32 protein-coding genes and 1 tRNA gene are annotated in these 22,098 nt (G+C 71.5%); 15 read left to right on the top strand and 18 right to left on the bottom strand.

Features of this window, described 5'->3' with window-relative positions; translation table 11 throughout:
• Both ACFRFH_RS08290 and ACFRFH_RS08285 read right to left on the bottom strand, forming a co-directional pair.
• A complete protein-coding gene (locus ACFRFH_RS08290; RefSeq protein ID WP_382462504.1) occupies positions 1-1,176 on the bottom strand; it encodes a 4-hydroxybenzoate 3-monooxygenase in 1,176 nt (391 codons plus the stop codon).
• A gap of 103 nt (positions 1,177-1,279) precedes the next feature.
• Positions 1,280-2,050, bottom strand: coding sequence for an IclR family transcriptional regulator (locus ACFRFH_RS08285; RefSeq protein ID WP_382462503.1), 771 nt, complete (start codon positions 2,048-2,050; stop codon positions 1,280-1,282).
• An 80-nt stretch (positions 2,051-2,130) separates the two neighbouring features.
• Here ACFRFH_RS08285 and ACFRFH_RS08280 point away from each other — a divergent pair, with 80 nt between their 5' ends.
• The 3 genes from ACFRFH_RS08280 to ACFRFH_RS08270 are packed head-to-tail and all read left to right on the top strand — an operon-like array spanning position 2,131 to position 3,318.
• The gene (locus ACFRFH_RS08280) at positions 2,131-2,508 is read left to right on the top strand and encodes a VOC family protein (protein ID WP_382462502.1); all 378 of its coding nucleotides are present in this window, start codon (positions 2,131-2,133) and stop codon (positions 2,506-2,508) included.
• Position 2,509: 1 nt separating this feature from the next.
• A complete protein-coding gene (locus tag ACFRFH_RS08275; RefSeq protein ID WP_382462501.1) occupies positions 2,510-2,884 on the top strand; it encodes an ArsR/SmtB family transcription factor in 375 nt (124 codons plus the stop codon).
• A complete protein-coding gene (locus ACFRFH_RS08270; RefSeq protein ID WP_382462500.1) occupies positions 2,881-3,318 on the top strand; it encodes an SRPBCC domain-containing protein in 438 nt (145 codons plus the stop codon). The genes ACFRFH_RS08275 and ACFRFH_RS08270 overlap by 4 nt, the downstream gene beginning before the upstream one ends.
• Before the next feature lie 10 nt (positions 3,319-3,328).
• Here ACFRFH_RS08270 and ACFRFH_RS08265 read toward each other — a convergent pair whose 3' ends face one another.
• The 3 genes from ACFRFH_RS08265 to ACFRFH_RS08255 all read right to left on the bottom strand — a co-directional run bounded on the left by ACFRFH_RS08265 (position 3,329) and on the right by ACFRFH_RS08255 (position 4,538).
• Positions 3,329-3,937, bottom strand: a complete 609-nt coding sequence (locus tag ACFRFH_RS08265; protein WP_382462499.1) for a dihydrofolate reductase family protein — start codon at positions 3,935-3,937, stop codon at positions 3,329-3,331.
• Between the two features lie 80 nt (positions 3,938-4,017).
• A complete protein-coding gene (locus ACFRFH_RS08260; protein WP_382462498.1) occupies positions 4,018-4,278 on the bottom strand; it encodes a type II toxin-antitoxin system RelE/ParE family toxin in 261 nt (86 codons plus the stop codon).
• Positions 4,275-4,538 carry a type II toxin-antitoxin system Phd/YefM family antitoxin gene (locus ACFRFH_RS08255; RefSeq protein WP_382462497.1) on the bottom strand — a complete coding sequence of 88 codons (264 nt, stop codon included), beginning with the start codon at positions 4,536-4,538 and terminating at the stop codon, positions 4,275-4,277. Before ACFRFH_RS08255 ends, ACFRFH_RS08260 begins: the two co-directional genes overlap by 4 nt.
• 146 nt (positions 4,539-4,684) lie before the next feature.
• Between ACFRFH_RS08255 and ACFRFH_RS08250 the strand changes: the two genes are divergently transcribed.
• From ACFRFH_RS08250 to ACFRFH_RS08235, 4 genes are all read left to right on the top strand, one after another.
• A complete protein-coding gene (locus tag ACFRFH_RS08250; protein ID WP_382462496.1) occupies positions 4,685-5,125 on the top strand; it encodes a hypothetical protein in 441 nt (146 codons plus the stop codon).
• A 9-nt stretch (positions 5,126-5,134) separates the two neighbouring features.
• Positions 5,135-6,250, top strand: coding sequence for a sensor histidine kinase (locus ACFRFH_RS08245; protein WP_382462495.1), 1,116 nt, complete (start codon positions 5,135-5,137; stop codon positions 6,248-6,250).
• Positions 6,247-6,879, top strand: coding sequence for a response regulator (locus ACFRFH_RS08240; protein ID WP_382462494.1), 633 nt, complete (start codon positions 6,247-6,249; stop codon positions 6,877-6,879). The genes ACFRFH_RS08245 and ACFRFH_RS08240 overlap by 4 nt, the downstream gene beginning before the upstream one ends.
• A gap of 62 nt (positions 6,880-6,941) precedes the next feature.
• A complete protein-coding gene (locus tag ACFRFH_RS08235) occupies positions 6,942-7,196 on the top strand; it encodes a hypothetical protein (protein WP_370055887.1) in 255 nt (84 codons plus the stop codon).
• Positions 7,197-7,218: 22 nt separating this feature from the next.
• On the opposite strand, the gene ACFRFH_RS08230 is transcribed toward ACFRFH_RS08235, so the two are convergent.
• From ACFRFH_RS08230 to ACFRFH_RS08215, 4 genes are all read right to left on the bottom strand, one after another.
• The gene (locus ACFRFH_RS08230) at positions 7,219-7,584 is read right to left on the bottom strand and encodes a hypothetical protein (RefSeq protein ID WP_382462493.1); all 366 of its coding nucleotides are present in this window, start codon (positions 7,582-7,584) and stop codon (positions 7,219-7,221) included.
• Positions 7,585-7,813: 229 nt separating this feature from the next.
• Complete coding sequence (locus ACFRFH_RS08225) at positions 7,814-8,251, bottom strand: hypothetical protein (RefSeq protein WP_382462492.1); 438 nt, start codon at positions 8,249-8,251, stop codon at positions 7,814-7,816.
• Between the two features lie 82 nt (positions 8,252-8,333).
• A complete protein-coding gene (locus ACFRFH_RS08220) occupies positions 8,334-9,308 on the bottom strand; it encodes a zinc-binding alcohol dehydrogenase family protein (RefSeq protein WP_382462744.1) in 975 nt (324 codons plus the stop codon).
• 38 nt (positions 9,309-9,346) lie between these two features.
• Positions 9,347-9,640, bottom strand: coding sequence for a GNAT family N-acetyltransferase (locus ACFRFH_RS08215; protein WP_382462491.1), 294 nt, complete (start codon positions 9,638-9,640; stop codon positions 9,347-9,349).
• Between the two features lie 171 nt (positions 9,641-9,811).
• Here ACFRFH_RS08215 and ACFRFH_RS08210 point away from each other — a divergent pair, with 171 nt between their 5' ends.
• The 3 genes from ACFRFH_RS08210 to ACFRFH_RS08200 all read left to right on the top strand — a co-directional run bounded on the left by ACFRFH_RS08210 (position 9,812) and on the right by ACFRFH_RS08200 (position 11,393).
• Complete coding sequence (locus tag ACFRFH_RS08210; protein ID WP_382462490.1) at positions 9,812-10,591, top strand: dienelactone hydrolase family protein; 780 nt, start codon at positions 9,812-9,814, stop codon at positions 10,589-10,591.
• Between the two features lie 70 nt (positions 10,592-10,661).
• Positions 10,662-10,734 (top strand) — tRNA-Arg (locus ACFRFH_RS08205).
• 341 nt (positions 10,735-11,075) lie between these two features.
• Complete coding sequence (locus ACFRFH_RS08200; protein ID WP_382462489.1) at positions 11,076-11,393, top strand: DUF4190 domain-containing protein; 318 nt, start codon at positions 11,076-11,078, stop codon at positions 11,391-11,393.
• Positions 11,394-11,403: 10 nt separating this feature from the next.
• Here the strand turns inward: ACFRFH_RS08200 and ACFRFH_RS08195 are convergent, their stop codons facing one another.
• From ACFRFH_RS08195 to ACFRFH_RS08175, 5 genes are all read right to left on the bottom strand, one after another.
• Positions 11,404-12,018: a dihydrofolate reductase family protein gene (locus ACFRFH_RS08195; RefSeq protein WP_382462488.1), complete on the bottom strand. Its 615-nt coding sequence runs from the start codon at positions 12,016-12,018 to the stop codon at positions 11,404-11,406.
• 5 nt (positions 12,019-12,023) lie between these two features.
• Positions 12,024-12,500 carry an SRPBCC family protein gene (locus tag ACFRFH_RS08190; protein ID WP_382462487.1) on the bottom strand — a complete coding sequence of 159 codons (477 nt, stop codon included), beginning with the start codon at positions 12,498-12,500 and terminating at the stop codon, positions 12,024-12,026.
• Positions 12,497-12,859 (bottom strand): ArsR/SmtB family transcription factor, encoded by a 363-nt coding sequence (locus ACFRFH_RS08185; protein ID WP_382462486.1) that lies wholly within the window; start codon positions 12,857-12,859, stop codon positions 12,497-12,499. Before ACFRFH_RS08185 ends, ACFRFH_RS08190 begins: the two co-directional genes overlap by 4 nt.
• 144 nt (positions 12,860-13,003) lie before the next feature.
• A complete protein-coding gene (locus tag ACFRFH_RS08180) occupies positions 13,004-13,648 on the bottom strand; it encodes an HAD-IA family hydrolase (RefSeq protein ID WP_382462485.1) in 645 nt (214 codons plus the stop codon).
• A gap of 50 nt (positions 13,649-13,698) precedes the next feature.
• The gene (locus ACFRFH_RS08175) at positions 13,699-13,920 is read right to left on the bottom strand and encodes a hypothetical protein (RefSeq protein WP_382462484.1); all 222 of its coding nucleotides are present in this window, start codon (positions 13,918-13,920) and stop codon (positions 13,699-13,701) included.
• Between the two features lie 86 nt (positions 13,921-14,006).
• On the opposite strand from ACFRFH_RS08175, the gene ACFRFH_RS08170 reads away from it, so the two are divergent.
• Both ACFRFH_RS08170 and ACFRFH_RS08165 read left to right on the top strand, forming a co-directional pair.
• The gene (locus ACFRFH_RS08170) at positions 14,007-14,957 is read left to right on the top strand and encodes a helix-turn-helix domain-containing protein (RefSeq protein WP_382462483.1); all 951 of its coding nucleotides are present in this window, start codon (positions 14,007-14,009) and stop codon (positions 14,955-14,957) included.
• 72 nt (positions 14,958-15,029) lie between these two features.
• Complete coding sequence (locus tag ACFRFH_RS08165) at positions 15,030-15,974, top strand: NADP-dependent oxidoreductase (RefSeq protein WP_382462482.1); 945 nt, start codon at positions 15,030-15,032, stop codon at positions 15,972-15,974.
• A 10-nt stretch (positions 15,975-15,984) separates the two neighbouring features.
• Here the strand turns inward: ACFRFH_RS08165 and ACFRFH_RS08160 are convergent, their stop codons facing one another.
• From ACFRFH_RS08160 to ACFRFH_RS08150, 3 genes are all read right to left on the bottom strand, one after another.
• Entirely contained in the window at positions 15,985-16,257 is a 273-nt protein-coding gene (locus ACFRFH_RS08160; protein WP_382462481.1) for a hypothetical protein, read from the bottom strand.
• Positions 16,258-16,267: 10 nt separating this feature from the next.
• Complete coding sequence (locus tag ACFRFH_RS08155; RefSeq protein WP_382462480.1) at positions 16,268-16,804, bottom strand: DUF6611 family protein; 537 nt, start codon at positions 16,802-16,804, stop codon at positions 16,268-16,270.
• Positions 16,805-16,912: 108 nt separating this feature from the next.
• Positions 16,913-17,086 (bottom strand): hypothetical protein, encoded by a 174-nt coding sequence (locus ACFRFH_RS08150; protein WP_382462479.1) that lies wholly within the window; start codon positions 17,084-17,086, stop codon positions 16,913-16,915.
• Positions 17,087-17,250: 164 nt separating this feature from the next.
• Between ACFRFH_RS08150 and ACFRFH_RS08145 the strand changes: the two genes are divergently transcribed.
• The gene (locus tag ACFRFH_RS08145) at positions 17,251-17,649 is read left to right on the top strand and encodes a RidA family protein (RefSeq protein ID WP_382462478.1); all 399 of its coding nucleotides are present in this window, start codon (positions 17,251-17,253) and stop codon (positions 17,647-17,649) included.
• A gap of 60 nt (positions 17,650-17,709) precedes the next feature.
• Here the strand turns inward: ACFRFH_RS08145 and ACFRFH_RS08140 are convergent, their stop codons facing one another.
• The gene (locus ACFRFH_RS08140; protein WP_382458322.1) at positions 17,710-17,883 is read right to left on the bottom strand and encodes a CsbD family protein; all 174 of its coding nucleotides are present in this window, start codon (positions 17,881-17,883) and stop codon (positions 17,710-17,712) included.
• A gap of 183 nt (positions 17,884-18,066) precedes the next feature.
• Here ACFRFH_RS08140 and treY point away from each other — a divergent pair, with 183 nt between their 5' ends.
• Together treY and treZ are read left to right on the top strand one after the other, a co-directional pair.
• A complete protein-coding gene (gene treY, locus ACFRFH_RS08135) occupies positions 18,067-20,379 on the top strand; it encodes a malto-oligosyltrehalose synthase (protein ID WP_382462477.1) in 2,313 nt (770 codons plus the stop codon).
• The gene (gene treZ / locus ACFRFH_RS08130) at positions 20,376-22,055 is read left to right on the top strand and encodes a malto-oligosyltrehalose trehalohydrolase (protein ID WP_382462476.1); all 1,680 of its coding nucleotides are present in this window, start codon (positions 20,376-20,378) and stop codon (positions 22,053-22,055) included. Before treY ends, treZ begins: the two co-directional genes overlap by 4 nt.
• Positions 22,056-22,098 lie beyond the last annotated feature (43 nt).

The raw sequence follows: 22,098 nt of genomic DNA, 5'->3' as shown, positions 1-22,098 counted from the left end.
TCAGAAGGGGAGTCCCGCGTACTGCTCGGCGAGGGCCGCCTGCGCGTGACGCGATCCGGTGGTGTAATCCAGCTGACCGAGCTGGCTGCGGTAACGGAAGGCGCGGGCCGCCTCGTCGGGGACCTCCCGGTGGACGTGCAGCATCTCCGTCATCCACTGGGAGAACTGCTGCACCTTCCACTGCCGGGCGAGGGCGGCGCCGCTGTAGCGCTTCAGGAGGGCGTCGTCGCCGCCGAAGTGCGCGGCGAGCGAGCGGCCGAGCAGGGCGACGTCGGCGATGGCCGAGTTGAGGCCCTTCGCGCCGGTCGGCGGGACGATGTGACCGGCGTCGCCGGCGAGGAACAGCCGTCCGTGCTCCAGCGTGGAGGCCACGAAGCTGCGCATCGGCGTGATCGACTTCTCGGTGATCGTCCCCTCGCTCAGCGTCCAGCCGGGGACGCCGAGGCGGGTCTGCAGCGCCTCCCAGATCCGCTCGTCCGACCAGTCGTCGACCGACTCGCCCGGATCGACCTGGAGGTAGAGCCGGGAGACCTCCAGCGAGCGCATCGAGTGCATCGCGAAGCCGTCGGGGTGCAGCGCGTAGATGAGGTCGTCGGTGGAGGGGGCGACGTCGGCGAGGATGCCGAGCCAGGCGTAGGGGTAGCTGCGCTCGAGGGCCTGGATGCCCGGGATGGCCGGGCGGCAGACGCCGTGGTACCCGTCGGCGCCGACGACGATGTCGCAGTCGATGCGCTCGGCGTCGCCGTCCGTGCCGCCGATGGTGACGTACGGCGCGTCCGTGTCGACGGCATGCGGCGCGACGCCCTCCACCTCGAACCGGACGTTGGAGCCGAGGCGGTCGTGCTCGGCGAGCAGGTGTCGCACCAGCGCCTGCTGGCCGTATACGGTGACGGTGCGGCCGATGAGGTCGACGAAGTCGAGGTGGTGACGCTCGCCCTCGTACTGCAGGTAGATGCCGTGGTGCGTCAGCCCGCGCGCGGCGAGGTCGGCGTCGAGGCCGAGGTCGCGCAGCACGTCGACGGAGCCCTGCTCCAGGACGCCGGCGCGCACCCGGCCGAGCACGTACTCCCGGCTCTTCTGCTCGAGGATGACGAAATCGACCCCCGCTCGCCGGAGGATGTGCCCGAGCAGGAGTCCGGCGGGCCCGGCCCCGATGATGGCGACCTGGGTGCGCATGTGTTCCGCCTTTCGCTTCGATGGGAAGGTCGTCCCATCCTGCGCGAATCCGGCGGCCACCCGATGGCAGTTTCCACTCAGCGGAAGAGTTTCCTCCCGAGGATCACCCCTGCGGCTGCTCGTAGTCGAGCCCGAGGACCCCGGAGATGCCGCGCGCGGCCATCCGGACGCCGAGCGTGAACTGCGGCTCGGCCTCCCGTTCGGCGTGGGCGATGATCGAGACCGCGGCCACCACCTCGCCCGTGGCGTCCCGCACCGGCGCGGCGACGGAGAATGCGCCCTGCGTGAGCTCCTCGACCGAATGCGAGACCCCGGTCGCGCGGATGCCCGCCAGGCGCGCGCGCAGCTCCGTCTCGCCGGTCAGCGTGTTGGGCTGGAACTTGCGCGGGTGGTCGGCGAGCACCTCCGCGAGCGTGCCCTCCGGCGCGTATGCCAACAGCACCAGCCCGACGCCGGTGGCGTGCAGCGGGAGCCGCGACCCGACGTCGCTGATGACGCGCACGGCGCCCGGGCCCGACAACCGCTCCAGGTAGACCGCACCCAGCCCGTCGCGCACTGCGAGGTGCACATGCTCACCCGTGGCTTCGAGGAGGTCATCGAGGTAGGGCCGCGCGGCCTGCCTGAGGCGGCGCGCGGTCGGCTGCCTGACCCCGAGCCGCCAGAGCTTGATGCCTACGCGGTAGCGGCCGTCCTCCCCGCGGACCAGGCCGCCCCACGAGACCCACTCGGCGAGGAGCCGGTGCGTGGTCGAGACCGGGAGGCCTGCGCGTCGGGCGATTTCGCTCAGGGTCAGCTCGTCGCCGCGTTCGAAGGCGTCGGCGATCGCGAAGACGCGTTCCGCAACACTGCGGTCGTCCTGAGCTCCACCGGCCATGCGGTCAGCTTAGGGCCGCTGCCGCGGGCGGATCGGGGCCGTGGTTGATATGTAGGTTTTTTCCTACCTATACTCGTCGCATGACCTCCGCCATTCCCACCATCCGCATCCAGACCGTCACCATCCCCGTCGCCGACCAGGAGCGCTCGCTGGCCTTCTACCGCGACGTGCTCGGCTTCGAGGTGCGCGCCGACGTCGCGTACGGCGGCGCCCGCTGGCTCTCGGTCGCCCCGGAGGGCAGCGGCGTCGACTTCACCCTGCACCTTCCCTTCCCGGGTCAGGCCGGCCCGGGCTGGCAGCACGGCATCGTGCTGCACACCGACGACATCGCCGGCGTGGTCGCCGCCCTCCGCGCCGCCTCGGTGGAGGTCACCGAGCCGGAGACCGTCGGCTGGGGCGTGCAGTCCCAGTTCGCGGACCCCGACGGAAACGGGTTCGTGCTCCTCCAGCAGGGCTGACATGCCGCCCCGCGCGAAGGACTCGGCGGCCGACCGCCTCTTCGGCGCGCTCGCGAACCCCACCCGGCGCGACATCCTCGACCTCCTCCTCGACGGCGAGCTCAGCGCGGGCGACATCGCCGCCCGGTTCGCCATGAGCCGGCCGTCGGTGTCCGAACATCTGCGGGCGCTGCGGGACGCCGGCCTGGTGGCCGAGCGGACCGCGGGGCGGCAGGTGTTCTACGCGCTGACGGCCGAGCCCTGGACGGAGCTGCGCGACTGGCTGGCGCCGCATGAGCGGTTCTGGCGCGGCAGGATGCGCCGCCTGCACGCGACGCTCGACGCGCTGGCGGACGGGGCCGCCGAACCGACCCCTGACGAAAGCGGAAAGCCATGACCGACCTCACCACCTTCGAGTTCGACGAGTTCCTCCCCCACCCGCCCACGACCGTCTGGCGGGTGCTGAGCGAGCCCGACCTCCTCGCCGACTGGCTCATGCCCCACAACGGGTTCGCGCCCGTCGCCGGCACGCGGTTCGCGTTCACCACCGATCCGGTGCCGCAGACCGGCTTCTCCGGCGTCGTGGACTGCGAGGTGCTGGAGGTCGACCCCGGCCGACGCCTGCGGATGTCGTGGGCCAGCCCAGGCACTGCGCTCGAGACGGTCGTCACCTGGGAACTGGTCCCGGAGGGCGACGGCACGCGCCTCCTGCTCACCCAGTCCGGCTTCGACCTCGACGATCCGGCCCAGGTGCGCGCGTTCCAGATCATGAACGGCGGCTGGCGGTCCCATGTGTTCCGTCGGATGACGGCGACGCTCGACGCGCTGTGAGGGGGGTCGTTCAACCCTCCGCCGCGCGACGGTACACGTTGATCACGATGCCGGAGGCCGTCGAGCGCGACTCCACGAGCGCGAAGCGGGTGTAAGGGAAGCCGTCGCCGAACAGCTTCTTTCCGACGCCGAGGACGAGCGGGTGCACCAGCAGCCGGTACTCGTCGATCTGGTCGTGCTCGGCGAGCGTGCGGATCAGCTCCGTGCTGCCCCACACCCGGATCTCGCCGTCCGGCTCCACGCCCGGCTCGCCGCGCAGCCGCTCCACGGCGCCCACCACGTCCGGGCCGAGCAGGTAGGAGTTCGTCCAGCCGACCTCCGTCAGCGAGCGCGAGGCGACGTATTTGGGGATGCGGTTGTACCGCCGGGTGAGCTCGCCCTGGAACCCCTCGGCGTCCTCCGGCCAGACACCCCACGAGCCCGCGAAGAGCTCGTACGTCCTCCGGCCGAGCAGCAGCGCCTCTGTTCTCTTCTCCCACTCCACGACGGTGCCGTCGTCGTCGTAGTCGAACTGCCAGCCGCCGTGCTGGAAACCCCCCTCCGTGTCCTCCTCGGGACCGCCCGGCCCCTGGACGACGCCGTCGAGGGTGACGAACGACTGAACCACGATCGAAGACATGCCTGGCTCCTCCTGTCGGTGAGGGTGTCGCACCCATTAACACCCCGGGGAGGGCGGAGGCAACAGGGGCGTCCGGGCGATCAGTGCGCGTAGACGCTGCGGCGATGCCCGACGCGGAAGACGGTCACCAGGACCGTGTCGTTGACGACCTCGTAGAGGACTCGATAGTCGCCCACGCGCAGCCGCCAGGCGTCGGGGAAACCGACGAGCCGGCGCGCTCCGCCGGGCCGCGGGTCGGTCTCCAGTCGTGCGACGGCCGAGAGCACGCGGTTTCGTGCCGTGGGGTCGAGCTTGCGGAGCTCCCGAGCCGAGGCTGCGGTGAACTCGACGGTGTACGTCACCCGTCGAACTCGGCCCGGAGGTCGTTGAGGGAGATGCGCTCGCCGGTGTCGGCGCGCTTGGCGGCGCGCAGCTCACGCCGGTCGCGCTCCAGTTCGAGCTGCTCGAGCAGTTCGAGGTCTTCGACGCTGATCATGACGGCGGCGAGCTTGCCGTGACGGGTGATCCCCAGCCGCTCGTGACCGTACTCGGCGCGACCGACGACGGCCGCGAGATCCTGGCGGAGGTCGCGCGCGCTGATCGAAGCATCGAGAAGGGCCATGCCCACATCTTACTCGATTTCTGCGTACACATTTGCAATTATATGCATTGCGTACTTTTTGTACCTTGTCGCGATCAACCGTTCGATGACCGTGTCCAGCCGTTCGGTCGATCCGGCGCCAGGCGCCTCGCAGCGAGGCTGGATCCATGACCGAGACCACCACCTCCCCCGCCGCCGCGCTCGACACGGCCCGCCGCGCGGCCCTCCGCCCGGTGCTCGTCCTCCTGGGCTGCTTCGTCGCGCTCAGTGCCGCCCTGCTGGGCTTCCTCGCGGTTCTCGCCGCCGTCGGCATCGGCGCTGACATCGCCATCTGGATCCGCGGCTCGTTCGTCCTCGCGAGCGCCGTGCTGCTGCTCCTCTTCGCAGTCTCCGCCGCCCGCGGCTCCCGCAGCGCACTGCTGCGGCTGCGGATCATCTCGCCGATCGTGCTGGCCGCGATCGTCGTCATCGTGTCCATCCCCGGCTTCCTGCCGGACTGGGTGCGACTCGAGCAGGCCGTCTGCGGCGCGCTCGTCCTGCCGGTCGCCATCATCGTCAACCTGCCGCGGACGCGAGCGCTGTTCCCCGCGAAAGCGGCGAACGCGTAGGGTCTGAACGTGATCGATTCGCGCTGGAGGACTGTCCTCACGGTCACGCCGTACGTCGTGCTGGCGGTTCTCGTCGCCTTCACGCTCGGGGTGCGGTGGGGCGACTGGGCGGCACTCGTGCCCACGCTCGTCCTCTCCGCGGTGACGGCAGTGTGGATCATCGTCATGCGGCGGCTGCCGTCCCGGGTCCGTGAGCGGCCGCTCGTCGTCGCCGTGTTCATGACCGGGCTCATCGCGCTCAACCTGGCGCTCGTGCTCCAGGAGAGCTGGTTCGGGTTCCTGACGATCGCCACCTTCACCTTCGCGTACTCGATCGTGCCGTGGCCGTGGGAGCTGCTCGCGGTCGGCGCGACCGCCGTCGTCGCGGGGCTCGCACAGAGCTCCACCCTGCAATTCGACCTCGCCGGGATCGTGGGGATGACCGGGATCCTGCTGCTCAACGTCGTCGCCATGTGCGGGTTGTCCTGGTCGCTGCGGCTCGCAGAGCGCCAGGTGAACCTGACCGCGACGGAGGTCGAGCGGTCGCGGCTCGCGCGCGAGATCCACGACACGCTCGCCCAGGGCTTCGCGGGCATCGTGACCCAGCTCCAAGCGGCGGAGCAGGCGCCGGACGATGCCGGCCGCACCCGTCACACGGACGCCGCCCTCGCGCTCGCCCGCGACGGCCTCGCCGAGGCACGCCGTTCGGTCCGTGCGCTCCGACCCGCGGCACTCGACACGATGCGGCTGCCGGAGGCGATCGGGCAGCTCGCGCACACCTGGTCCGAGCGCACCGGCATCCCGGCAGAAGTCGCGACGAGCGGCGACGCGAGCGGCCTGTCCACCGACGTGGAGGTCGCGCTGCTGCGGACCGCGCAGGAGGCCCTCGCCAACGTCGAGCGGCACGCCGGGGCGCACCGCGTGCGGCTGACGCTCCGTACAGACGGCAGAGGAACCCGGCTGGAGGTCCGCGACGACGGCCGCGGCTTCGACCCGGCCACGCGCACGGTCGGCCCCGACCGGGCGGAGGACGGCGGGTATGGCCTCCTCGCCATGCGCGAGCGCATCGAGTCCGTGGCGGGCGGCCTCGTGGTGGAGTCGCGGCCGGGGCACGGCACGGCGATCCGCGCAGAGGTGCCCGCGTGAGCGCGCCCGTGCGGTTGCTGGTCGTCGACGACCATCCCGTCGTCCGCGACGGCATCGTCGGCATGGTGGCCTCCGACCCGGGAGTGGAGGTCGTGGGCGAGGCGTCAGACGGAGCCGAAGCGGTGCGGCTCGCCCGGGTGCTCCTCCCGGACGTGGTGCTCATGGACCTGCGGATGCGCGGCATGGACGGCGTCGCTGCGATCCGCGAGCTGACCCAGCTCGGGCTGCCGAGCCGGGTGGTGGTCCTCACGACCTTCGACGCCGACTCGGACGTGCTGCCCGCGATCGAGGCCGGCGCGACCGGTTACCTGCTCAAGGACGCGCCGCGGGAGGACCTGCTGCGTGCGATCCGCGCCGCGGCGGTCGGCGACGCGGTGCTCGCGCCGTCCGTCGCATCCCGGCTGGTCGGCCGGGTGCGGACGCCGGAGGCGAACCTGCTGTCGCCGCGCGAACTGGAGGTGCTGGCCCTGGTCGCCGACGGCGCGACGAACCGCGTCGCCGGGGAGCGCCTGCACCTCAGCGAGGCGACGGTGAAGACGCACCTGCTCAGCATCTATGCGAAGCTCGGGGTCGGCGACCGGGCTGCGGCCGTTGCGGAGGGGTTCCGGCGGGGCTTGCTCGACCTGTAGGCCGGCCACCTCTTGGCCCGCAGGGGTTCTGCCGTCGCGCCGAAACGAGTAGGACGGGAGGCATGGACATCGTGCTGGCGGTCCTCGAGCGCGGCGACATCGCGTACGAGATCGAGTTCGAGCGCACGAGCGAGCCTCCGTTCGAGCTGCGCGTGCCCTCCCACATCGGAGGCGCGGCGGTGGTCGACGTCTTCGACCTGGTCGACGCGAGCGAATGGCCTGTGCTGCTGCGCTACGCGTTCTCGGAGTGCGTGCCCGCCGTCATGGGCTCACCGGACGACCTCAACGCGGAGGACCTGGGCGAAGTCGACCTCTGAGCTCGGCGGCGGGACTCCCGGCTCAGAACAGGAACAACTGCCCCATCACGAGCACGAGGATGAGGAACACGACGACCACGCCGCCGATGATGACGAGCGTCCGCCCCGACATCCGCGCGATCCCGAACCCGACGATGAAGGGCAGCGCCAGGCAGCCGATCGCGATGATCCACCAGAACGCCTGGAAGCCGGCCTGCGACGCGGACGCCAGCCGCTCCCCGAACAGCTTCTGCGTCGCCGGATGCGTGGCGAAGGCGACGCTCGCCGACAACGGGTAGGCGATCAGGACCGCCGTGATCAGCCCGGCGAACGCACCCCACATCCCACGATGGGCACCGAGGTGCAGCGTCTCCTCCTGATGCGGCGCCTGCCTGCTCTTGGTGCTCATGGCGCACATGATAGCCAGCGGGTCGGTGCGCGGGGCAGTCCCGTCCTGCGGGCGCTCCCGCGGCCGGGTCCGCCGCGCCGAAACAGGGTCAACTGTACGGTCTATTCCGCGGTTACTCTGGAGGAGTCACCGGCGCTGCGCACGCAATTAGGGGGCGTCTCGAACGCGCCGGGGTCTTACCCGAATGTCGTGTGGGAGTGGGGATGTCCGCTCCCATACGGCCGGGGGATCAGGCCAGCGCGGAGTCGGCGCCAGGCTGCTGCGGAACAGAAAGCGTCTCCGGCGGATCGAGTTCCGCCGTCACCAACTGGTGCGCGCGCTGGTACGAGACGCCCAGGATCGTGCCGATGTCACGGACACTGAGACCACTCGATGCGAGCTCGCGCGCGGTGAGCCGGGCGTAGTACGCGGCCTCACGATTGGCCTGCGCCGCCTCCGCTCGGCGTTCCACCGCCAGTCGATGCGCCACCTCCGCGGCGGCAGGAAGGGAAAGGCGCACGTCGATCACGATGTCTTCTTCCGACTCCCCGGTGACGAACGCCAAGGCCTCCTTGATCTGCTCGACTTGGTCGAGTCGCGCGACCTGACTGATCGCCCCAGGCGCCTCAACCGCCTGGAGAACCCACCACTTAGCGGTGCGTTCGGCGGTGACCGTGAATGTGCTCATCAGCGCCACCATCCCTTTCCGAACTCGTTGGCAGGTCTAGTGTCATCTTGACTTTCAAGTCAATCCCACACTAGACGGCAATTCACATCCCCAACACAACCGTCCGCCCCACGACCCGCGCATCCGCCGCCCGGTGCGCCGCCCACACCGCGTCGAACGGGATCACCTCCGGCTCGAACACCCGCAGCCGCCCCTCCACCACATCCGCCAGCAGCCCGGTCAGCATCCGCCGGTACTCGGGCCGCTTCCGCAGCACCCAGAACGGCACAGAGCACACGACTTCCCGCGGGTGACCGTACCGCCGCAGCACGGCCGTCGCCGACCCGCGCACCGCATCGTCACGCTCGTGGCCCGCGCGTCCCGCGAACGCCGTGCGGACGACGACACCGGACGGGGCGACCGCCTCGCGGACCAGCGGCGAACCGGTGTGGTCGATCGCGGCCTCCACCCCGCCTCCGGTCTGCTCGCGGACCGCCGCGGGCCAGCGGGGGTCGCGGTAGTCGACGAGGGTCACGTCCGGCGCGGACAGGCCGGGCGGTGGAGTCGTCCCCGTCCCGAGCACCGTGCGCCCGTCGCGCAGCGCGAGTTGGGCGACGAGCGACCCGACAGCGCCGGTGATGCCCTGGATGAGGACACTTCGCGCGGGCCCGGCGTAGCGGAGGGCGAGCGCGGCGGTCACGCCGTTGAGCGGGAGGACGGCGGCAGCCTCCGATGTCAACGCGTCGGGGACGGCGACCAGGAACGTCGGCGACACCACGAGCCGGGTCGCGTGGGCGCCCATCCGCGGGAGTACCCCCGCGACGCGCGTGCCGGCGCGGAGGCCGAGCGCCGCCGACACCGCGGACTCCGTCTCCAGCACGCCGACGAAGTCGTAGCCGGGGACGAAACCCGGGATCGGCTGGAGCGCGTAGCCGCCGCGCCGGGCCAGCACGTCCGTCGAGCCGAGCGCCGCGTGGGTGACGCGGACGAGGACGTCGTTGCCGCGCGGCGGGCGCAGCGTCTCGCGGGCGAGCCCCATCGCGGACGGGTCGCCGAAGCGGACCACGCGCGCCGCCATGCGTTCCACGCCGCGCTCCGCTTGGCCTCCCATCGCCGTCAGCCGGCGCGGCGCTGCAGCAGGCCCGCGCGCTCGGGGTGCGCGTCGAACCATTCCGCCACGTACCAGCACATCGGCACGATCCTCCGGTCGGAGGTGCGCTCGATGTCGTCGACCGCGTAGGCGACCAGGTCGGCCGCGTAGCCGTGGCCGCGGTGGGCGGGGACCGTGAACGCCCTGGTCAGCGAGATGGACGCGCCGAGCACGCTGTAGTCGAGGACGCCGACGAGCTCGCCGTCGATCCGCATGGCGTAGCGGTTCGCGTCCGTCTCGTTGCTGAACTCCGTGGACATGCGCCCATCGTACGTCCGTCGCGCCTCCCCGTCAGGAGAGGTATCGTGAACGAGTTGGGACCCGACCCGCACCGTTCGGGCCCGCGCGCACTCCGCGATCCAGCCACAGCAGGCCAGGCCGCGTGCGACGACCGTCGCCCGCGTCGCGCACCCGAAGCTGGAGCCGCACCCGTGCCGACCGACACTCCGTCGCCCGCCCTCTCGCCTGCCCACGAGGCCCTGCTCGAGCAGGTCCCGATCGGCGAGCACTCCGTGATCGACGCGGAGGCCGTTCCGTACGAGCACGAGGGACTCCCTTTGGAGGGCTACCTCGCCAGGGACGTGCAGGCCGACGATCGCCGCCCGGCTGTGCTGATCCTCCACGACTGGCACGGAGTCGGCGACAACGTGCGGATGCGCGCGCAGATGCTGGCCCGCCGCGGCTACGTCGCGTTCGCCGCCGACCTGTACGGCGCCGACGTGCGGCCCAGCGGCGAGGAGGCGTCTGCGGTCGCTGGACAGTACTACCGGGACCTCCCGCTGCTGCGCTCGCGCGTCGCGGCCGGCTTCAGCTGGCTGCAGCAGCACCCCGCCGTCGACCCGGCCCGGCTCGCGGTCATCGGCTACTGCTTCGGTGGGACGGCCGCCCTGGAATTCGCCCGCACGGGGGCGCCCGCGCGGGGGGTGGTGTCGTTCCACGGCGGCCTGATCGCCCACGACCCGTCCGACGCGGCGGCGATCGCGGCCTCCCTCCTGGTGCTGAACGGGGGCGCGGACCCGGTCGTCCCCGACACGGCGGTCGCCGCGTTCCAGGACGAGCTGCGCGCCGCGCCGCACGTCGACTGGCAGCTCACGACGTACTCGGGAGCGCCGCACGCGTTCACCATCCCGGGAGGCGACCGCTACCGTCCGCTGGCCGACGCGCGGAGCTGGCGGGCGCTGGTCTGCTTCCTGGACGAGGTGTTCGCCTGAGCTGATTGGCGGTCTGCGAGGCGGTCATGTAAGCTCTAACAGGCCCGCGCGGAGAACGCGATTGGGTCATGCGCCACTAGCTCAACGGATAGAGCATCTGACTACGGATCAGAAGGTTGGGGGTTCGAATCCCTCGTGGCGCACACTGGTTGAGACAGTAGAGAAAGCCCCGGCGGAGAGCCGGGGCTTTTTCGTTTCCTGCACGGAGCCGCCGGCGACTCCACCTTTCGGCGGGCGGAGCGGAAGTGATGGGCGGGCCGCCGGCCGTTGTCGCCAGTCGCGGCCCGCCTCACTATTCCAGAGCTTGCCACGTCGCGGTCATGACGGGCGCCTCGCAACGCGCTCTGCTCGAACGAGCACGAAAACGCGCCGCCGTGCCCTACACTCGGCTCGACCGAAGGAGCGCACGATCTGCGACGCAGCCACGCCCCAGCCCCAGCCGTACGAGCTGCCATACCCTCCCGCTTCCCCCTCCCGGGTGCCCATGAGCACCGCTCGCGTGCTCGGGATCGTCGGCTTCGTGCTCTCGTTCATCGGGTTCCTCGACGTGGCCGGCCTGGTGCTGAGCATCGTGGCGCTGGTGAAGTCGCGGCGGGCGCGCGAGCGCAACGGGTTCGCGGTCGCCGGGATCGCCGTCGCCTCGTTCACCATCCTGATGACCGCGCTCTTCCTCGCCGTCCTGATCCCGCCGATCACGCAGCTCGTCGACGAGTGCAACCGCCTCGGCACCGGCACGCATGTGGTCGGGAACACCACCTACACATGCACGCCGACCGGCGACCGCGCCTTCACCAACGGTTGAGGCCGGCGGCTCACCTCACGTCGTAGGTCAGGTGCGTCGCCGTCGTGGTGACCACCACCTCCCGCTGCACGAGCTCGCGCGGCCCCGTACCGGTGAACAGCGGCGTGCCCGCGCCGAGGATGATCGGCGACAGGTGCAGGACCAGCGTGTCGACCAGACCCGCGGCGAGCGCCGAGCCGACGAGGGCGCCGCCGCCCATGAGGACCGCGTCCAGGTCGGCGCCGCGCTCTGCGGACACCGCTTCGGCGCGCGAGCGGGCGGCGGCGACGGCGTCCTCCAGACCGGTGGTGACGAACGTCCAGTCCAGGCCCGTGAGGCGCACCGTCGGTGGAGCCGAGCTCGTGACCACCAGGAAGTCCGGCTTGCCGACCTCCGTGGCGCCGTAGCCGAGGTCATCGCTCCAGCCTCCCGGGGCGTCCACGACGTCGAAGAGGTTGCGGCCCATGACCACGGCGCCGGAGCGTGCCGTCGCGGCGGCGAGGATGCGCTTGTCGTCGGGGTCGTCGGAGAACACCCAGCGGTGCAGCGGCTCTCCCCCCGTTCCGAGCCCGTTGCCGGGGCCGGCGTCCGGACCGGTGACGTAACCGTCCAACGAGACGGTGATGTCGGCGACGACCCTGGTCATCGGGATCAGCCCCGCGCCAGCAGTTCGTCGAGCTTCTCGTAGCCTTCGCGCATCCCGTACTCCATGCCCGAGGAGATCATCGCCTCCAGTGCCTCCTTGGACGGGAAGACCGAGTGGCCCGCGAGCCGGGTGCGGCCGCCGGGGAGCGGCTCGAAGCGCAGGAGGTCGAGACTCACCTGGTCGGGTGCGCCGAGGAACTCGAAGGTCTGGATGATGAGCTCGTTCTCGACGACCGTGTGGATGACGCCGCGGAAGGCGTAGACGGCACCGCTCGCGTCCTTCTGCTCGAACGCGTAGCCACCTCCTGTGCGGAAGTCCCAATGGGTGATCGCGTTGTCGAGGCTGCGCGGGCCGATCCACTGCACGTACAGGTCGGGATCGGCGTGGGCGCGGAAGACCGCCTCGACGGGAGCCTCGAACTCCCGTGTGATGTCGGCGTACGAGGTGCCGGGTACGGCATCGATGACGACAGGGTTGGTCATGATTCCTTCTCCTTCATTCGCTTGCTTTGTTCTGGTGAGGATGCCGGGGGCGCGGCGAGCAGGGCGTCGAGCCTGCGGTACTGCTGCTCGGCCTCCAGGCGGTACCGATCGATCCAGGAGGTCAGGCGCTCCAGCGCGGCGGCGTCGAGGTGCACGGGGCGGCGCTGCGCCTCGCGGGTGCGCCACACGAGCCCGGCGGACTCGAGCACGCTGATGTGCTTGGACACCGCCTGCAGGGTGATCTCGAACGGCTCGGCCAGCTCGTTGACCGTCGCCGGCCCCCGGCTGAGCCGCGCGACCATCGCGCGTCGCACCGGGTCGGACAGGGCCGCGAAGGCCCGGTCGAGCTGGTCATCCATCGTTATCAACCTGATCCTTTATCAATCAATCGATTGATAAAGAGTAACGCCGCCGCCCTCCCCCGTCAACCCTGCCCCGAGGGGCACATTGTTGTCGTTTCCGGCCGCGAAAAGTGACAACGACGTGCCCTTCGGCGGAGGAGGTCAGGAGGTGAGGGGTGCGCTCGCTCTGCCGGGCACGGGGCCGAGGTAATCATGGAGACGGTCGAGGCCCGCGGTGGTGGCCGACGAATGGCCGCCGACCACGACGACCCGGCCTCCCGACGCGACGGCGGCGGCCAGGCCGGCCTCGGCGTCCTCGAACACGACGCACTGCCCGATCGGCACGCCGAGACGCTCGGCGGCGAGCAGGTAGCCCTGCGGGTCGGGCTTGCCGCGCGACACGTCCTCCGCGGCCACCAGCACGGCGGGGACGGGGACGCCGGCCGCCCCCAGCCGCACGACGGCGAGCTCGCGCGGCGCACTCGTGACGATCGCGACCGGCACGGCCGCCTCGGCGAGCGCCGTTAGCAGTGCGGCAGCTCCCGGCACCTCCACGATGCCGTCGGTGCGCGTGAGCTCCTCGGCGACGAGCGCGGCGACCAGTTCGGCCCGCCGCTCGGCAGGGAGGTCGGGGAGGACGTGCGCGACGGTGTCGACGGCCTGCCTGCCGTGCGCGTACGCGAGGAGCTCTGCGGGGTCCAGGCCGTGACGCATGCCGAACTCGCTCCAGACGGCTTCGACCACGGCGTGCGAGTCGACGAGCGTGCCGTCCATGTCGAAGAGGAATCCGGATGCGCTGATCTCCATCGGACCAGCCTAGGCGGCGCCCGCGGCGGGAGGCCGCGGGCCGCAGGCGATCAGCGTCCGGTCGTGCGCGCGTCCTGCGCGGCCCGCAGGTCAGCCAGCCCGCGCTCGGTCTCGCGGGTGACGCGACCGCCGCGCGCGGCGACCGCCGCTGGGAGCCAGTCGCTCAGCACGAAGCGGCGACGGCGCGACGCGATCGGCTCGCCGCCGTTGGTCCTGGCCGGGCGGGCCACCCAGCTGTGTTCGATTCCTTGTGCCCAGGTTCCGTTTGCCATGTCTTCAACGTTACGAGCGAAAATATTCGGCCACCATATGGCTTCAGGTCTATCTTCGCAAAGATACGGCCAGTACACTCGGGAGCATGTTGAAGCGCGTGGCCGTGCCCGTCATCGACGAGTTCGCGATGTTCGAGTTCGGCGTCATCTGCGAGGTGTTCGGGCTCGACCGCAGCTATGCGAGCCTCGAGCCGTTCGACTTCCGGGTCTGCTCGCTCACCCCCGGCGAAGCAATCCGGAACGAGACCGGCGTGCAACTCATCGCGCCATATGGGCTGGAGGCGATGGAGGACGCCGACCTCATCGCGGTGCCGGCCGCCACCATCCGCGACGAGTATCCGGAGGAACTGCTCGACGGGCTCCGGCGCGCGCACGCCCGCGGCGCCATCCTGCTCAGCGTCTGCTCCGGCGCGTTCGTGCTCGGCGCGGCCGGCCTCCTCGACGGCCGTGAAGTCACGACGCACTGGCGCCACGCCGACGCCCTCCAGCGCCGCTTCCCCCTCGCGCGGGTCAACCCGGATGTGCTCTTCATCGACGACGGCACGATCATCACCAGCGCCGGCACCTCCGCCGGCATCGACGCGTGCCTCCACCTGGTGCGCCGCGAGCTCGGCAGCGCGGTCGCCAACACGATCGCGCGCAACATGGTCGTTCCGCCGCAGCGCGACGGCGGCCAGCGGCAGTACATCGAGCGGCCGGTGTCCGACTGCGAGGACGACACCTTCAGCGAGCTGCTGGACCACCTGAGCACCACGCTGGACGAGAACCACACCGTGTCCGGCCTCGCCGCCAGGACCCACATGTCGACCAGGAGCTTCTCGCGCCGCTTCGTCGCCGAGACCGGGGTGCCCCCGATGCAGTGGCTGACGACGCAGCGCGTCCTCCACGCCCGGCTGCTGCTGGAGACCACGGACATCCCCGTCGAGGAGGTCGCCCGCCGCAGCGGGTTCGCGAGCGCCACGCTGCTGCGCCACCACTTCGACTCGGAGGTCGGCGTGCCGCCGACGCGGTACCGGGCGGCGTTCGCGCGACAGTGACGCGCGGGGAAACAATCCGCCGCCGCGCTGGTTGACTCGGAGGACGACCACCCGCGACGGAAGGACCCCCGCATGGCCACGCAGATCCAGTACGACCGGCTCGGCGATCCCGAGGTGCTCGAGGTGGCCACGGTCCCGGACCCGGTCGCTCCCGACGACGCCGTGGTGGTGGAGGTGCGCGCCGTCGGCGTGAACCCGATCGACGGCAAGCTGCGCAGCGGCGGCCGGCCCAGTGCCCCGATCACCGCGCCCCGCGTGCCGGGAAGCGATGCGGCGGGGGTCGTGCTCTCGGTCGGGGATGACGTGGACGGCTGGGCGCCCGGCGACGAGGTGGTCGTCCGCAACGCGCGCGGCGCCTACACGACGCACCTGGTCGCCCCGGCCTCACACCTCGTGCGCAAGCCGGCCGCGGTGAGCTGGGAGCAGGCTGCAGCGATCGGCGTCCCCGTGAGCACCGCACACCAGGTGCTGGTGTCGCTGGGCGTCGGGCCAGGCACGACGCTGCTCATCCACGGCGGCTCCGGCAGCGTCGGGAGGGTGGCGATCCAGCTCGCCCGGCGGATGGGCGCCACGGTGGTCGCGACCGGATCGCCGGCGAGCCACGCACGGCTGCTCGAGCTCGGGGCGACACCGGTGGCGTACGGTGACGGGCTGCTGGACCGCCTGCGCGCCGCCGCGCCGGACGGCTACGACCTCATCCTCGACGCGATCGGCTCCGACGAGGCGCTGGAGGCCTCCTTCGCGCTCGTCGACGACCGCTCGCGGATCGGCACGATCGTGGTCGGGCCGCGCGCGGCCGCGCTGGGCATCCGCGCGTGGGGAGGCGGGAACCCCGTTCCGCTGACGGCCGACGAGCTGCGGCTGCGCGACGACGCCTACGCGCTCGCGCTCGACCTCATAGCCGAGGGCGAGCTGGAGGTGGACATCGCGCGGACCTTCCCGCTGGCGGAGGCCGCCGACGCCGCGCGGCTGGTGGAGTCGGGGCATCCCGGCGGCAAGGTGATCCTGCTGCCGTAACGCGACAGGGTCAGTGGTGGAGCAGCCGACGATGGCCGGCGTGCGCGACAGGGAGGTCCTCCCCGCGGTAGTGCTGGAGCAGCCTCCAGTTTCGCAGTGCCAGCCGGGTGAAGACCGCCACCGTCACGACACCGCACACGACGATCCCCCACGCACGCGGGTTCTCGCCCTCCGTCGGGATGAGCACCGTGACCGCGACCGTGAAGACCAGGGCGAGGACGGCGAAGAGCACTCCCAGCCCGACGCGACGCAGCGCCCGGGCGCGCTCGACACGGTCGCCCATGCAGCGCAAGCTACTCCGCGCGACGGGCCTGCGCCAGATCGTAGACGCGGCTCCAGCCGAGCTCGAATCCGACCTCGTCGATCCGGCCCTCGTCCCGTGCGCGCTCCAGTGCCAGCAACGACGCGAGGGAGGCCGTGACCAGCCGTTCGTCGCCGTACGCCTCGTACTGGTCGCCGACCGCGACGGTGGAGCAGCGGATCACGCGGCACTCCCTCCACACCCGGCGCGTCGCGACCGCGGCCAGGACGAAGCCCGCGACATAGACCCCCACCAGCGCGCCGATCGCCGTCACCGCAGGAGCGGGCGCGAGCACGAGCGCAGGGATGAGGGCGAGCAGGCCGCCGACGGTCGGCCAGCGCCGCCGGAAGACGATGGCGCGGCGCTCGGCGGAGGTCGTTCCCGGCGGGTAGACGAACAGCCGGCGCGCGCACACCCCGGTGCGCGCGGTGTACAGGGCGGAGGTCTCCTCGAACCAGCCCCAGCGGTGGGCGCCTTCGAAGAATCGCCTCGCCCTGCCGCGCGCGGGAGGTCGCTCGATCGTCGTCACGGATATCGGTCTACGCCGGCTCGGGCGCGGTGGCGCGCATCCTCACGGAATCCATGCGCGATGCGGCAGGAACCAGACGATCCACTGACGGCTCCGAGCCTTCCGCCGTCATTCGGTCGTACCGCCGCCGAATCGCTCCTGCCATTCGGCATAGGTGTGGTCGCGTCCCAGCGGGCATTCGCAGCGGATGAGGATCGGCTGACCGGTCACCACGCTGGTCGCGCGCTCGACGTGCGGCACGGTCGGCCCGGCGGACGAGGCGTCACGAGGCTGCGGTTTCATGGATGCGAGTATCGGGTGCCGGCGCCGTCCCTGTGCAGTCACATCCGCGGTCGGACGTGAACAAACATGCAGGATTTCACCTCCGCTATCGCGCTTCGACTTCGCCTGGGGCGGCAACGGCGGACTCCTGTACGGCGGTCGGTGGTCGCTGGCAGGATGAGGCCATGGCCGTCACCTTCCTCCAGCCGGACGGGCTCGTCCGCAGTCCCGCCTTCAGCCACGTCGCCGTCGTCCCCGCCGGATCGGCGACCGTCTACCTCGGCGGCCAGAACGGTGTCGACGAGACCGGCGCGCTCGTGTCGCCGGAGGTCGGCGCACAGGCCGCGCGTGCCCTCGAGAACGCGAAGGTCGCCCTCGCGGCGGCGGGAGCGACACTCGACGATGTGGTGCAGTGGTTCGTCCTCATCGATGCCTCGGCCGACCTCCGCGCGGCGTACGGGGCCATCGCACCCCAGCTCGGCCGGGAGGGAGCGCCGCCGCTCGTGACCGGGTCGCGCGTCGCGGGGCTCGGGGTGCCGGGAGCGCTGATCGAGATCAGCGCGATCGCGGCGGTCTCCTCCTGACCTGTTGAACGCGAGAGCCCCCGCCCCCATGGACGGGGGCGGGGGCTCTCGTGGAGGACGTCAGTGCTTGAAGGCGTCCTTCACCTTCTCGCCGGCGTTCTTGAGGTCGGCTTTGGCCTGGTCACCCTTGCCCTCGGCCTCCAGGCGCTCGTTGCCGGTCGCCTTGCCGGTGGCCTCCTTGGCCTTGCCGCCCGCGTTCTCCGCGGCGTTCTGCATCTTGTCGTCGAGTCCCATTGGTTGTCCCCTTTCGATCAGGTCGCCACGACGTTCCCACGGTGTCGTGGAGCGGTCCAGGGTGCACACCCGGACGGGTTTTTCAATCCCCTCACTCCTCCACAGAGCGTGCGCAAGCGCGAGTTCTCCACAGAAAAGTCCAGCCCCTTCCTGCGGGGTGCGCTGCGCGAAAGAATCCTTGCTGTGAGCCACGACGTACCGAAAAGCACCTACCGCCTCCAGATCACTCCCGACTTCACGCTGAGGGACGCCGCGCAGGTCCTCGACTACCTGCGCCGTCTGGGCGTCGGCGCCGTCTACCTGTCGCCGCTGCTCCAGTCGGCCGCGGGGTCCGCGCACGGCTACGACGTGGTCGACCCGACGCGGGTGGACGAGGCGCGCGGCGGCCCGGAGGCGTTGCGGGAGTTCGCGGACGCCGCCCACCTCCGCGGCCTCCAGGTGATCGTCGACATCGTGCCCAACCATCTCGGCGTCGCCGTGCCGCACGAGAACCCGTGGTGGTGGGATGTCCTCCGGTTCGGTCAGGAGTCCGCGTACGCCGGGCACTTCGACATCGACTGGGCTTTCGGCGGCGGCCGGCTGCGCCTCCCGGTGCTCGGCGACGGACCGGACGAGGAGGACGCGCTGCGCGTCGTGGACGGCGAGCTGCGCTACTACGATCACCGGTTCCCGATCGCTCCCGGGACCGAGTTCGCGTCGCCACGGGAGGTGCACGCCCGCCAGCACTACGAGCTGGTCTCGTGGCGGCGGGCCGACGCCGAGCTGAACTACCGCCGGTTCTTCGCGGTGAACTCGCTGGCCGGCGTGCGGGTGGAGGACCCACAGGTCTTCGACGACACGCATGCCGAGATCGGTCGCTGGCTGCGCGACGGGCTGGTGGACGGCCTGCGCGTCGACCACCCGGACGGCCTCCGCGACCCCGGCGACTACCTGCATCGGCTCACCGATCTGGCCGACGGGCGCCCGGTCTGGGTGGAGAAGATCCTGGAGGGCGACGAGCGCATCCCGAGCTGGCCGATCGCCGGCACCACCGGGTACGACGCGCTCGGGCTCGTGGATCGCGTGTTCGTGGACCCGGCGGGCGACGAGCCGCTGACGGCGCTGGCGGAGGAGCACGACGCACGCGAGGAGAGCAGGGACTGGTCGGGGCTGGTGCACCGCCGCAAGCGGGCGGCGGCCGACGGCCTGCTGCGGTCGGAGGTGCTGCGGGTCGTGCGCGACCTGGGCCAGGAGGGAGCCGACTCCGACTCCCTCGCCGACGCCGTGGCCGAACTGGCCGCAGGCTTCCCGGTCTACCGGAGCTACCTCCCGTTCGGCGACGACCAGCTGCGGGCCGCGCTCGACGCCGCGTCCGCCACGCGACCGGACCTCGCCGACGCGCTGGAGGCACTCGGCACGGCGTTCGCGCCCGACTCCGACGGCATCCTGGCGCCGGCCTCCGCGCGCTTCCAGCAGACCAGCGGCGCGATCATGGCCAAAGGCGTGGAGGACAACGCCTTCTACCGGTACACCCGGCTGGTGTCGCTGACGGAAGTCGGCGGCGACCCGTCGGACTTCGCCATGGACGTGGCCGACTTCCACCGCGTGCAGCAGCGGCGCCTGGCCGACCTCCCGTACTCGCTGACGACGCTGAGCACGCACGACACCAAGCGCAGCGAGGACACCCGGGCGCGCATCGCCGTGCTCGCGGAACTGCCGGAGCGTTGGGGCCGGTTCCTCGCGGCGGTCCGGAACCGCGTGTCGATCGGCGACGGGTCGCTCGAGAACCTGCTCTGGCAGTCGATCGTCGGAGCGTGGCCCGCCTCCCGGGAGCGCCTCCAGGCCTACGCGCTCAAGGCCGCGCGGGAGGCCGGCGCGAACACGAGCTGGACCGACCCCGATGCGGCATTCGAGGACGCGATAGGCGAACTGGTGGACGCGGCGTTCGACGACCCGCGCGTGGCGGCGGAGGTCGCGGCGATCGCCGCGATCGTCGAAGGGCCGGGTGCGAGCAACGGCCTCGGCGCCAAGCTGGTCCAGCTCACCATGCCGGGCATCCCCGATGTCTACCAGGGCTCGGAGCGCTGGGAGCGGTCGCTGGTCGACCCGGACAACCGCCGCCCGGTGGAGTTCGACGCCGCAGGCGGGCTGCTCGCCCACCTCGACGACGGCTGGCTGCCGCCCATCGACTCGTCGGGAGCGGCGAAACTGCTCGTGACCTCCCGGGCGCTGCGGCTGCGCCGCGAACGGCCGGAGCTCTTCGCGGAGTATCGGCCCCTGACCGCGGAGGGCGAGCGCGCGGAGCACCTCGTCGCGTTCGAACGCGGCGGCGCCGTCACGCTGGCCACCCGGCTCCCGGTCGGGTTGGCTCACGCGGGAGGGTGGGGCGACACCACGGTCGACGTGGGAACGGCGGCCTATCGGGACGAGCTGACCGGACGCGAGGTGAGCGGCAGGGTACGGCTCGCCGAGTTGTTCGATCGCTACCCGGTCGCGTTGCTGGCGGTGGTCCGATGAGCGCCACCTTCCCGGTGTGGGCACCGGGCGCGGATGCGGTCGAGGTCGAGGTCGCGGGCGCCGGGAGGCATCCACTCCAGAAGGACGAGCACGGCTGGTGGAGCCTGCCCGCTCCGTTCGACGACACAGCCGCTCTCGACTACGGGTTCGTGGTCGACGGAGCCGGCCCGTTCCCCGACCCGCGCTCGCGGCGGCAGCCCGACGGCGTGCACGCACTGAGTCGCACCTGGGACCCCGACGCCTTCGCCTGGACCGACGACGACTGGCGGCCCGGCACGCTGAGCGGTCGCGTGATCTACGAGCTCCACCTCGGCACCTTCACCCCCGAGGGCACACTGGACGCCGCAGCCTCTCGGCTCGACCACCTCGTGGACCTCGGCGTGGAGGCCGTCGAACTGCTGCCGGTCAACGCGTTCAACGGGCCGCACGGCTGGGGTTACGACGGGGTGCTCTGGTTCGCGGTGCACGAGCCCTACGGCGGTCCCGACGCCTACCAGCGGTTCGTGGACGCCTGTCACGGCCGCGGGATCGCGGTCATCCAGGACGTCGTCTACAACCACCTCGGGCCGAGCGGCAACTACCTCCCGATGTTCGGCCCCTACCTGAGCGAGGGACGCAACACCTGGGGGTCGTCCGTCAACCTCGACGGGCCGGACTCGGGCGAGGTCCGGCGGCTCATCCTCGACAACGCCCGGTATTGGCTGCGTGACATGCACGTCGACGGCCTTCGGTTGGACGCCGTGCACGCCCTCCGCGACAGCAGCGCCGAGCACATCCTGGAAGCGCTCGCGCGGGAGGCGACCGGCATCCGCGAGACGACGGGCCGGCCGGCGATCCTGATCGCCGAGAGCGACCTCAACGACCCGAGGCTGATCCGCGAGCGGCGCAGCCACGGGTACGGCCTCGACGCCCAGTGGGATGACGACGTGCACCACGCCGTCCACGTCAACCTGACCGGAGAGACGAGCGGGTACTACGCCGACTTCGCCGGGCCGCAGGCGCTCGTGAAGGTCTTCGAGCGCGGCTTCTTCCACGACGGCAGCTGGTCGAGCTTCCGCGGACGGAACCACGGCCGGCCGCTCGACGCCGACATCCCGTTCACCCGGCTGGTCGCCTTCAGCCAGGACCACGACCAGATCGGCAACCGCGCTGTCGGCGACCGGCTCACCGCGACGCTCGATGAGGGCCGCCTCGCGGTCGCCGCCGCCCTGATCCTGCTCGGCCCGTTCACGCCGATGCTGTTCATGGGCGAGGAGTGGGGCGCGACCACCCCGTGGCCGTTCTTCAGCTCCCACCCCGAGCCCGAGCTGGCCGAGGCTACCCGCACCGGCCGGATCGCCGAGTTCGCCCGGATGGGCTGGGACCCGGATGTGGTCCCCGACCCGCAGGACCCGGCCACCTTCGAAAGCGCCCGCCTCGACTGGACCGAACCCGGCCGCCCGACGCACGCCCGGCTGCTCGCCTGGTACCGGCGCCTCATCGAGCTGCGCCGCGAACTGCCGGCCGGCGCCCGTGCCACGGACGTCACCTGCGTCGACGGAGTGTTCGGGTTCACCCGCGCGGGGCTCCGGGTGGAGGCGTCGCTCAGCGGGAGCGGCCTCCCGGCCGCCGCGGAGGAGGCGGTCACGGAGGCCGTGTTCGGCGGCGCGGTGAGCGTCAGACGAGTGGAAAGGTGAAGGACATGTTGTACGCAACGCCCACATCGCTATATAGTGGTCT

The sequence above is a fragment of the Leifsonia sp. NPDC056824 genome (assembly GCF_042789575.1).
GTDB lineage: Bacteria > Actinomycetota > Actinomycetes > Actinomycetales > Microbacteriaceae > Leifsonia.
The sequence above is the reverse complement of the archived record's forward strand: the minus strand, read 5'-3'. Positions and strand labels throughout refer to the sequence as shown.

Coding starts and splice junctions, on each gene's coding strand:
- ACFRFH_RS08270 (WP_382462500.1), top strand. CDS start 2,881: ATGACCGACCTCACCACCTTCGAGTTCGACGAGTTCCTCCCCCACCCG.
- ACFRFH_RS08160 (WP_382462481.1), bottom strand. CDS start 16,257: ATGGGCGACCGTGTCGAGCGCGCCCGGGCGCTGCGTCGCGTCGGGCTG.
- ACFRFH_RS08285 (WP_382462503.1), bottom strand. CDS start 2,050: ATGGCCGGTGGAGCTCAGGACGACCGCAGTGTTGCGGAACGCGTCTTC.
- ACFRFH_RS08195 (WP_382462488.1), bottom strand. CDS start 12,018: ATGACCAGGGTCGTCGCCGACATCACCGTCTCGTTGGACGGTTACGTC.
- ACFRFH_RS08275 (WP_382462501.1), top strand. CDS start 2,510: ATGCCGCCCCGCGCGAAGGACTCGGCGGCCGACCGCCTCTTCGGCGCG.
- ACFRFH_RS08150 (WP_382462479.1), bottom strand. CDS start 17,086: ATGAAACCGCAGCCTCGTGACGCCTCGTCCGCCGGGCCGACCGTGCCG.
- ACFRFH_RS08230 (WP_382462493.1), bottom strand. CDS start 7,584: ATGAGCACCAAGAGCAGGCAGGCGCCGCATCAGGAGGAGACGCTGCAC.
- ACFRFH_RS08170 (WP_382462483.1), top strand. CDS start 14,007: ATGTTGAAGCGCGTGGCCGTGCCCGTCATCGACGAGTTCGCGATGTTC.
- ACFRFH_RS08215 (WP_382462491.1), bottom strand. CDS start 9,640: ATGTCCACGGAGTTCAGCAACGAGACGGACGCGAACCGCTACGCCATG.
- ACFRFH_RS08175 (WP_382462484.1), bottom strand. CDS start 13,920: ATGGCAAACGGAACCTGGGCACAAGGAATCGAACACAGCTGGGTGGCC.
- ACFRFH_RS08225 (WP_382462492.1), bottom strand. CDS start 8,251: ATGAGCACATTCACGGTCACCGCCGAACGCACCGCTAAGTGGTGGGTT.
- ACFRFH_RS08140 (WP_382458322.1), bottom strand. CDS start 17,883: ATGGGACTCGACGACAAGATGCAGAACGCCGCGGAGAACGCGGGCGGC.
- ACFRFH_RS08190 (WP_382462487.1), bottom strand. CDS start 12,500: ATGACCAACCCTGTCGTCATCGATGCCGTACCCGGCACCTCGTACGCC.
- ACFRFH_RS08250 (WP_382462496.1), top strand. CDS start 4,685: ATGACCGAGACCACCACCTCCCCCGCCGCCGCGCTCGACACGGCCCGC.
- ACFRFH_RS08165 (WP_382462482.1), top strand. CDS start 15,030: ATGGCCACGCAGATCCAGTACGACCGGCTCGGCGATCCCGAGGTGCTC.
- ACFRFH_RS08220 (WP_382462744.1), bottom strand. CDS start 9,308: ATGGCGGCGCGCGTGGTCCGCTTCGGCGACCCGTCCGCGATGGGGCTC.
- ACFRFH_RS08280 (WP_382462502.1), top strand. CDS start 2,131: ATGACCTCCGCCATTCCCACCATCCGCATCCAGACCGTCACCATCCCC.
- ACFRFH_RS08235 (WP_370055887.1), top strand. CDS start 6,942: ATGGACATCGTGCTGGCGGTCCTCGAGCGCGGCGACATCGCGTACGAG.
- ACFRFH_RS08255 (WP_382462497.1), bottom strand. CDS start 4,538: ATGGCCCTTCTCGATGCTTCGATCAGCGCGCGCGACCTCCGCCAGGAT.
- ACFRFH_RS08265 (WP_382462499.1), bottom strand. CDS start 3,937: ATGTCTTCGATCGTGGTTCAGTCGTTCGTCACCCTCGACGGCGTCGTC.
- ACFRFH_RS08180 (WP_382462485.1), bottom strand. CDS start 13,648: ATGGAGATCAGCGCATCCGGATTCCTCTTCGACATGGACGGCACGCTC.
- ACFRFH_RS08145 (WP_382462478.1), top strand. CDS start 17,251: ATGGCCGTCACCTTCCTCCAGCCGGACGGGCTCGTCCGCAGTCCCGCC.
- treZ (WP_382462476.1), top strand. CDS start 20,376: ATGAGCGCCACCTTCCCGGTGTGGGCACCGGGCGCGGATGCGGTCGAG.
- ACFRFH_RS08200 (WP_382462489.1), top strand. CDS start 11,076: ATGAGCACCGCTCGCGTGCTCGGGATCGTCGGCTTCGTGCTCTCGTTC.
- ACFRFH_RS08290 (WP_382462504.1), bottom strand. CDS start 1,176: ATGCGCACCCAGGTCGCCATCATCGGGGCCGGGCCCGCCGGACTCCTG.
- ACFRFH_RS08185 (WP_382462486.1), bottom strand. CDS start 12,859: ATGGATGACCAGCTCGACCGGGCCTTCGCGGCCCTGTCCGACCCGGTG.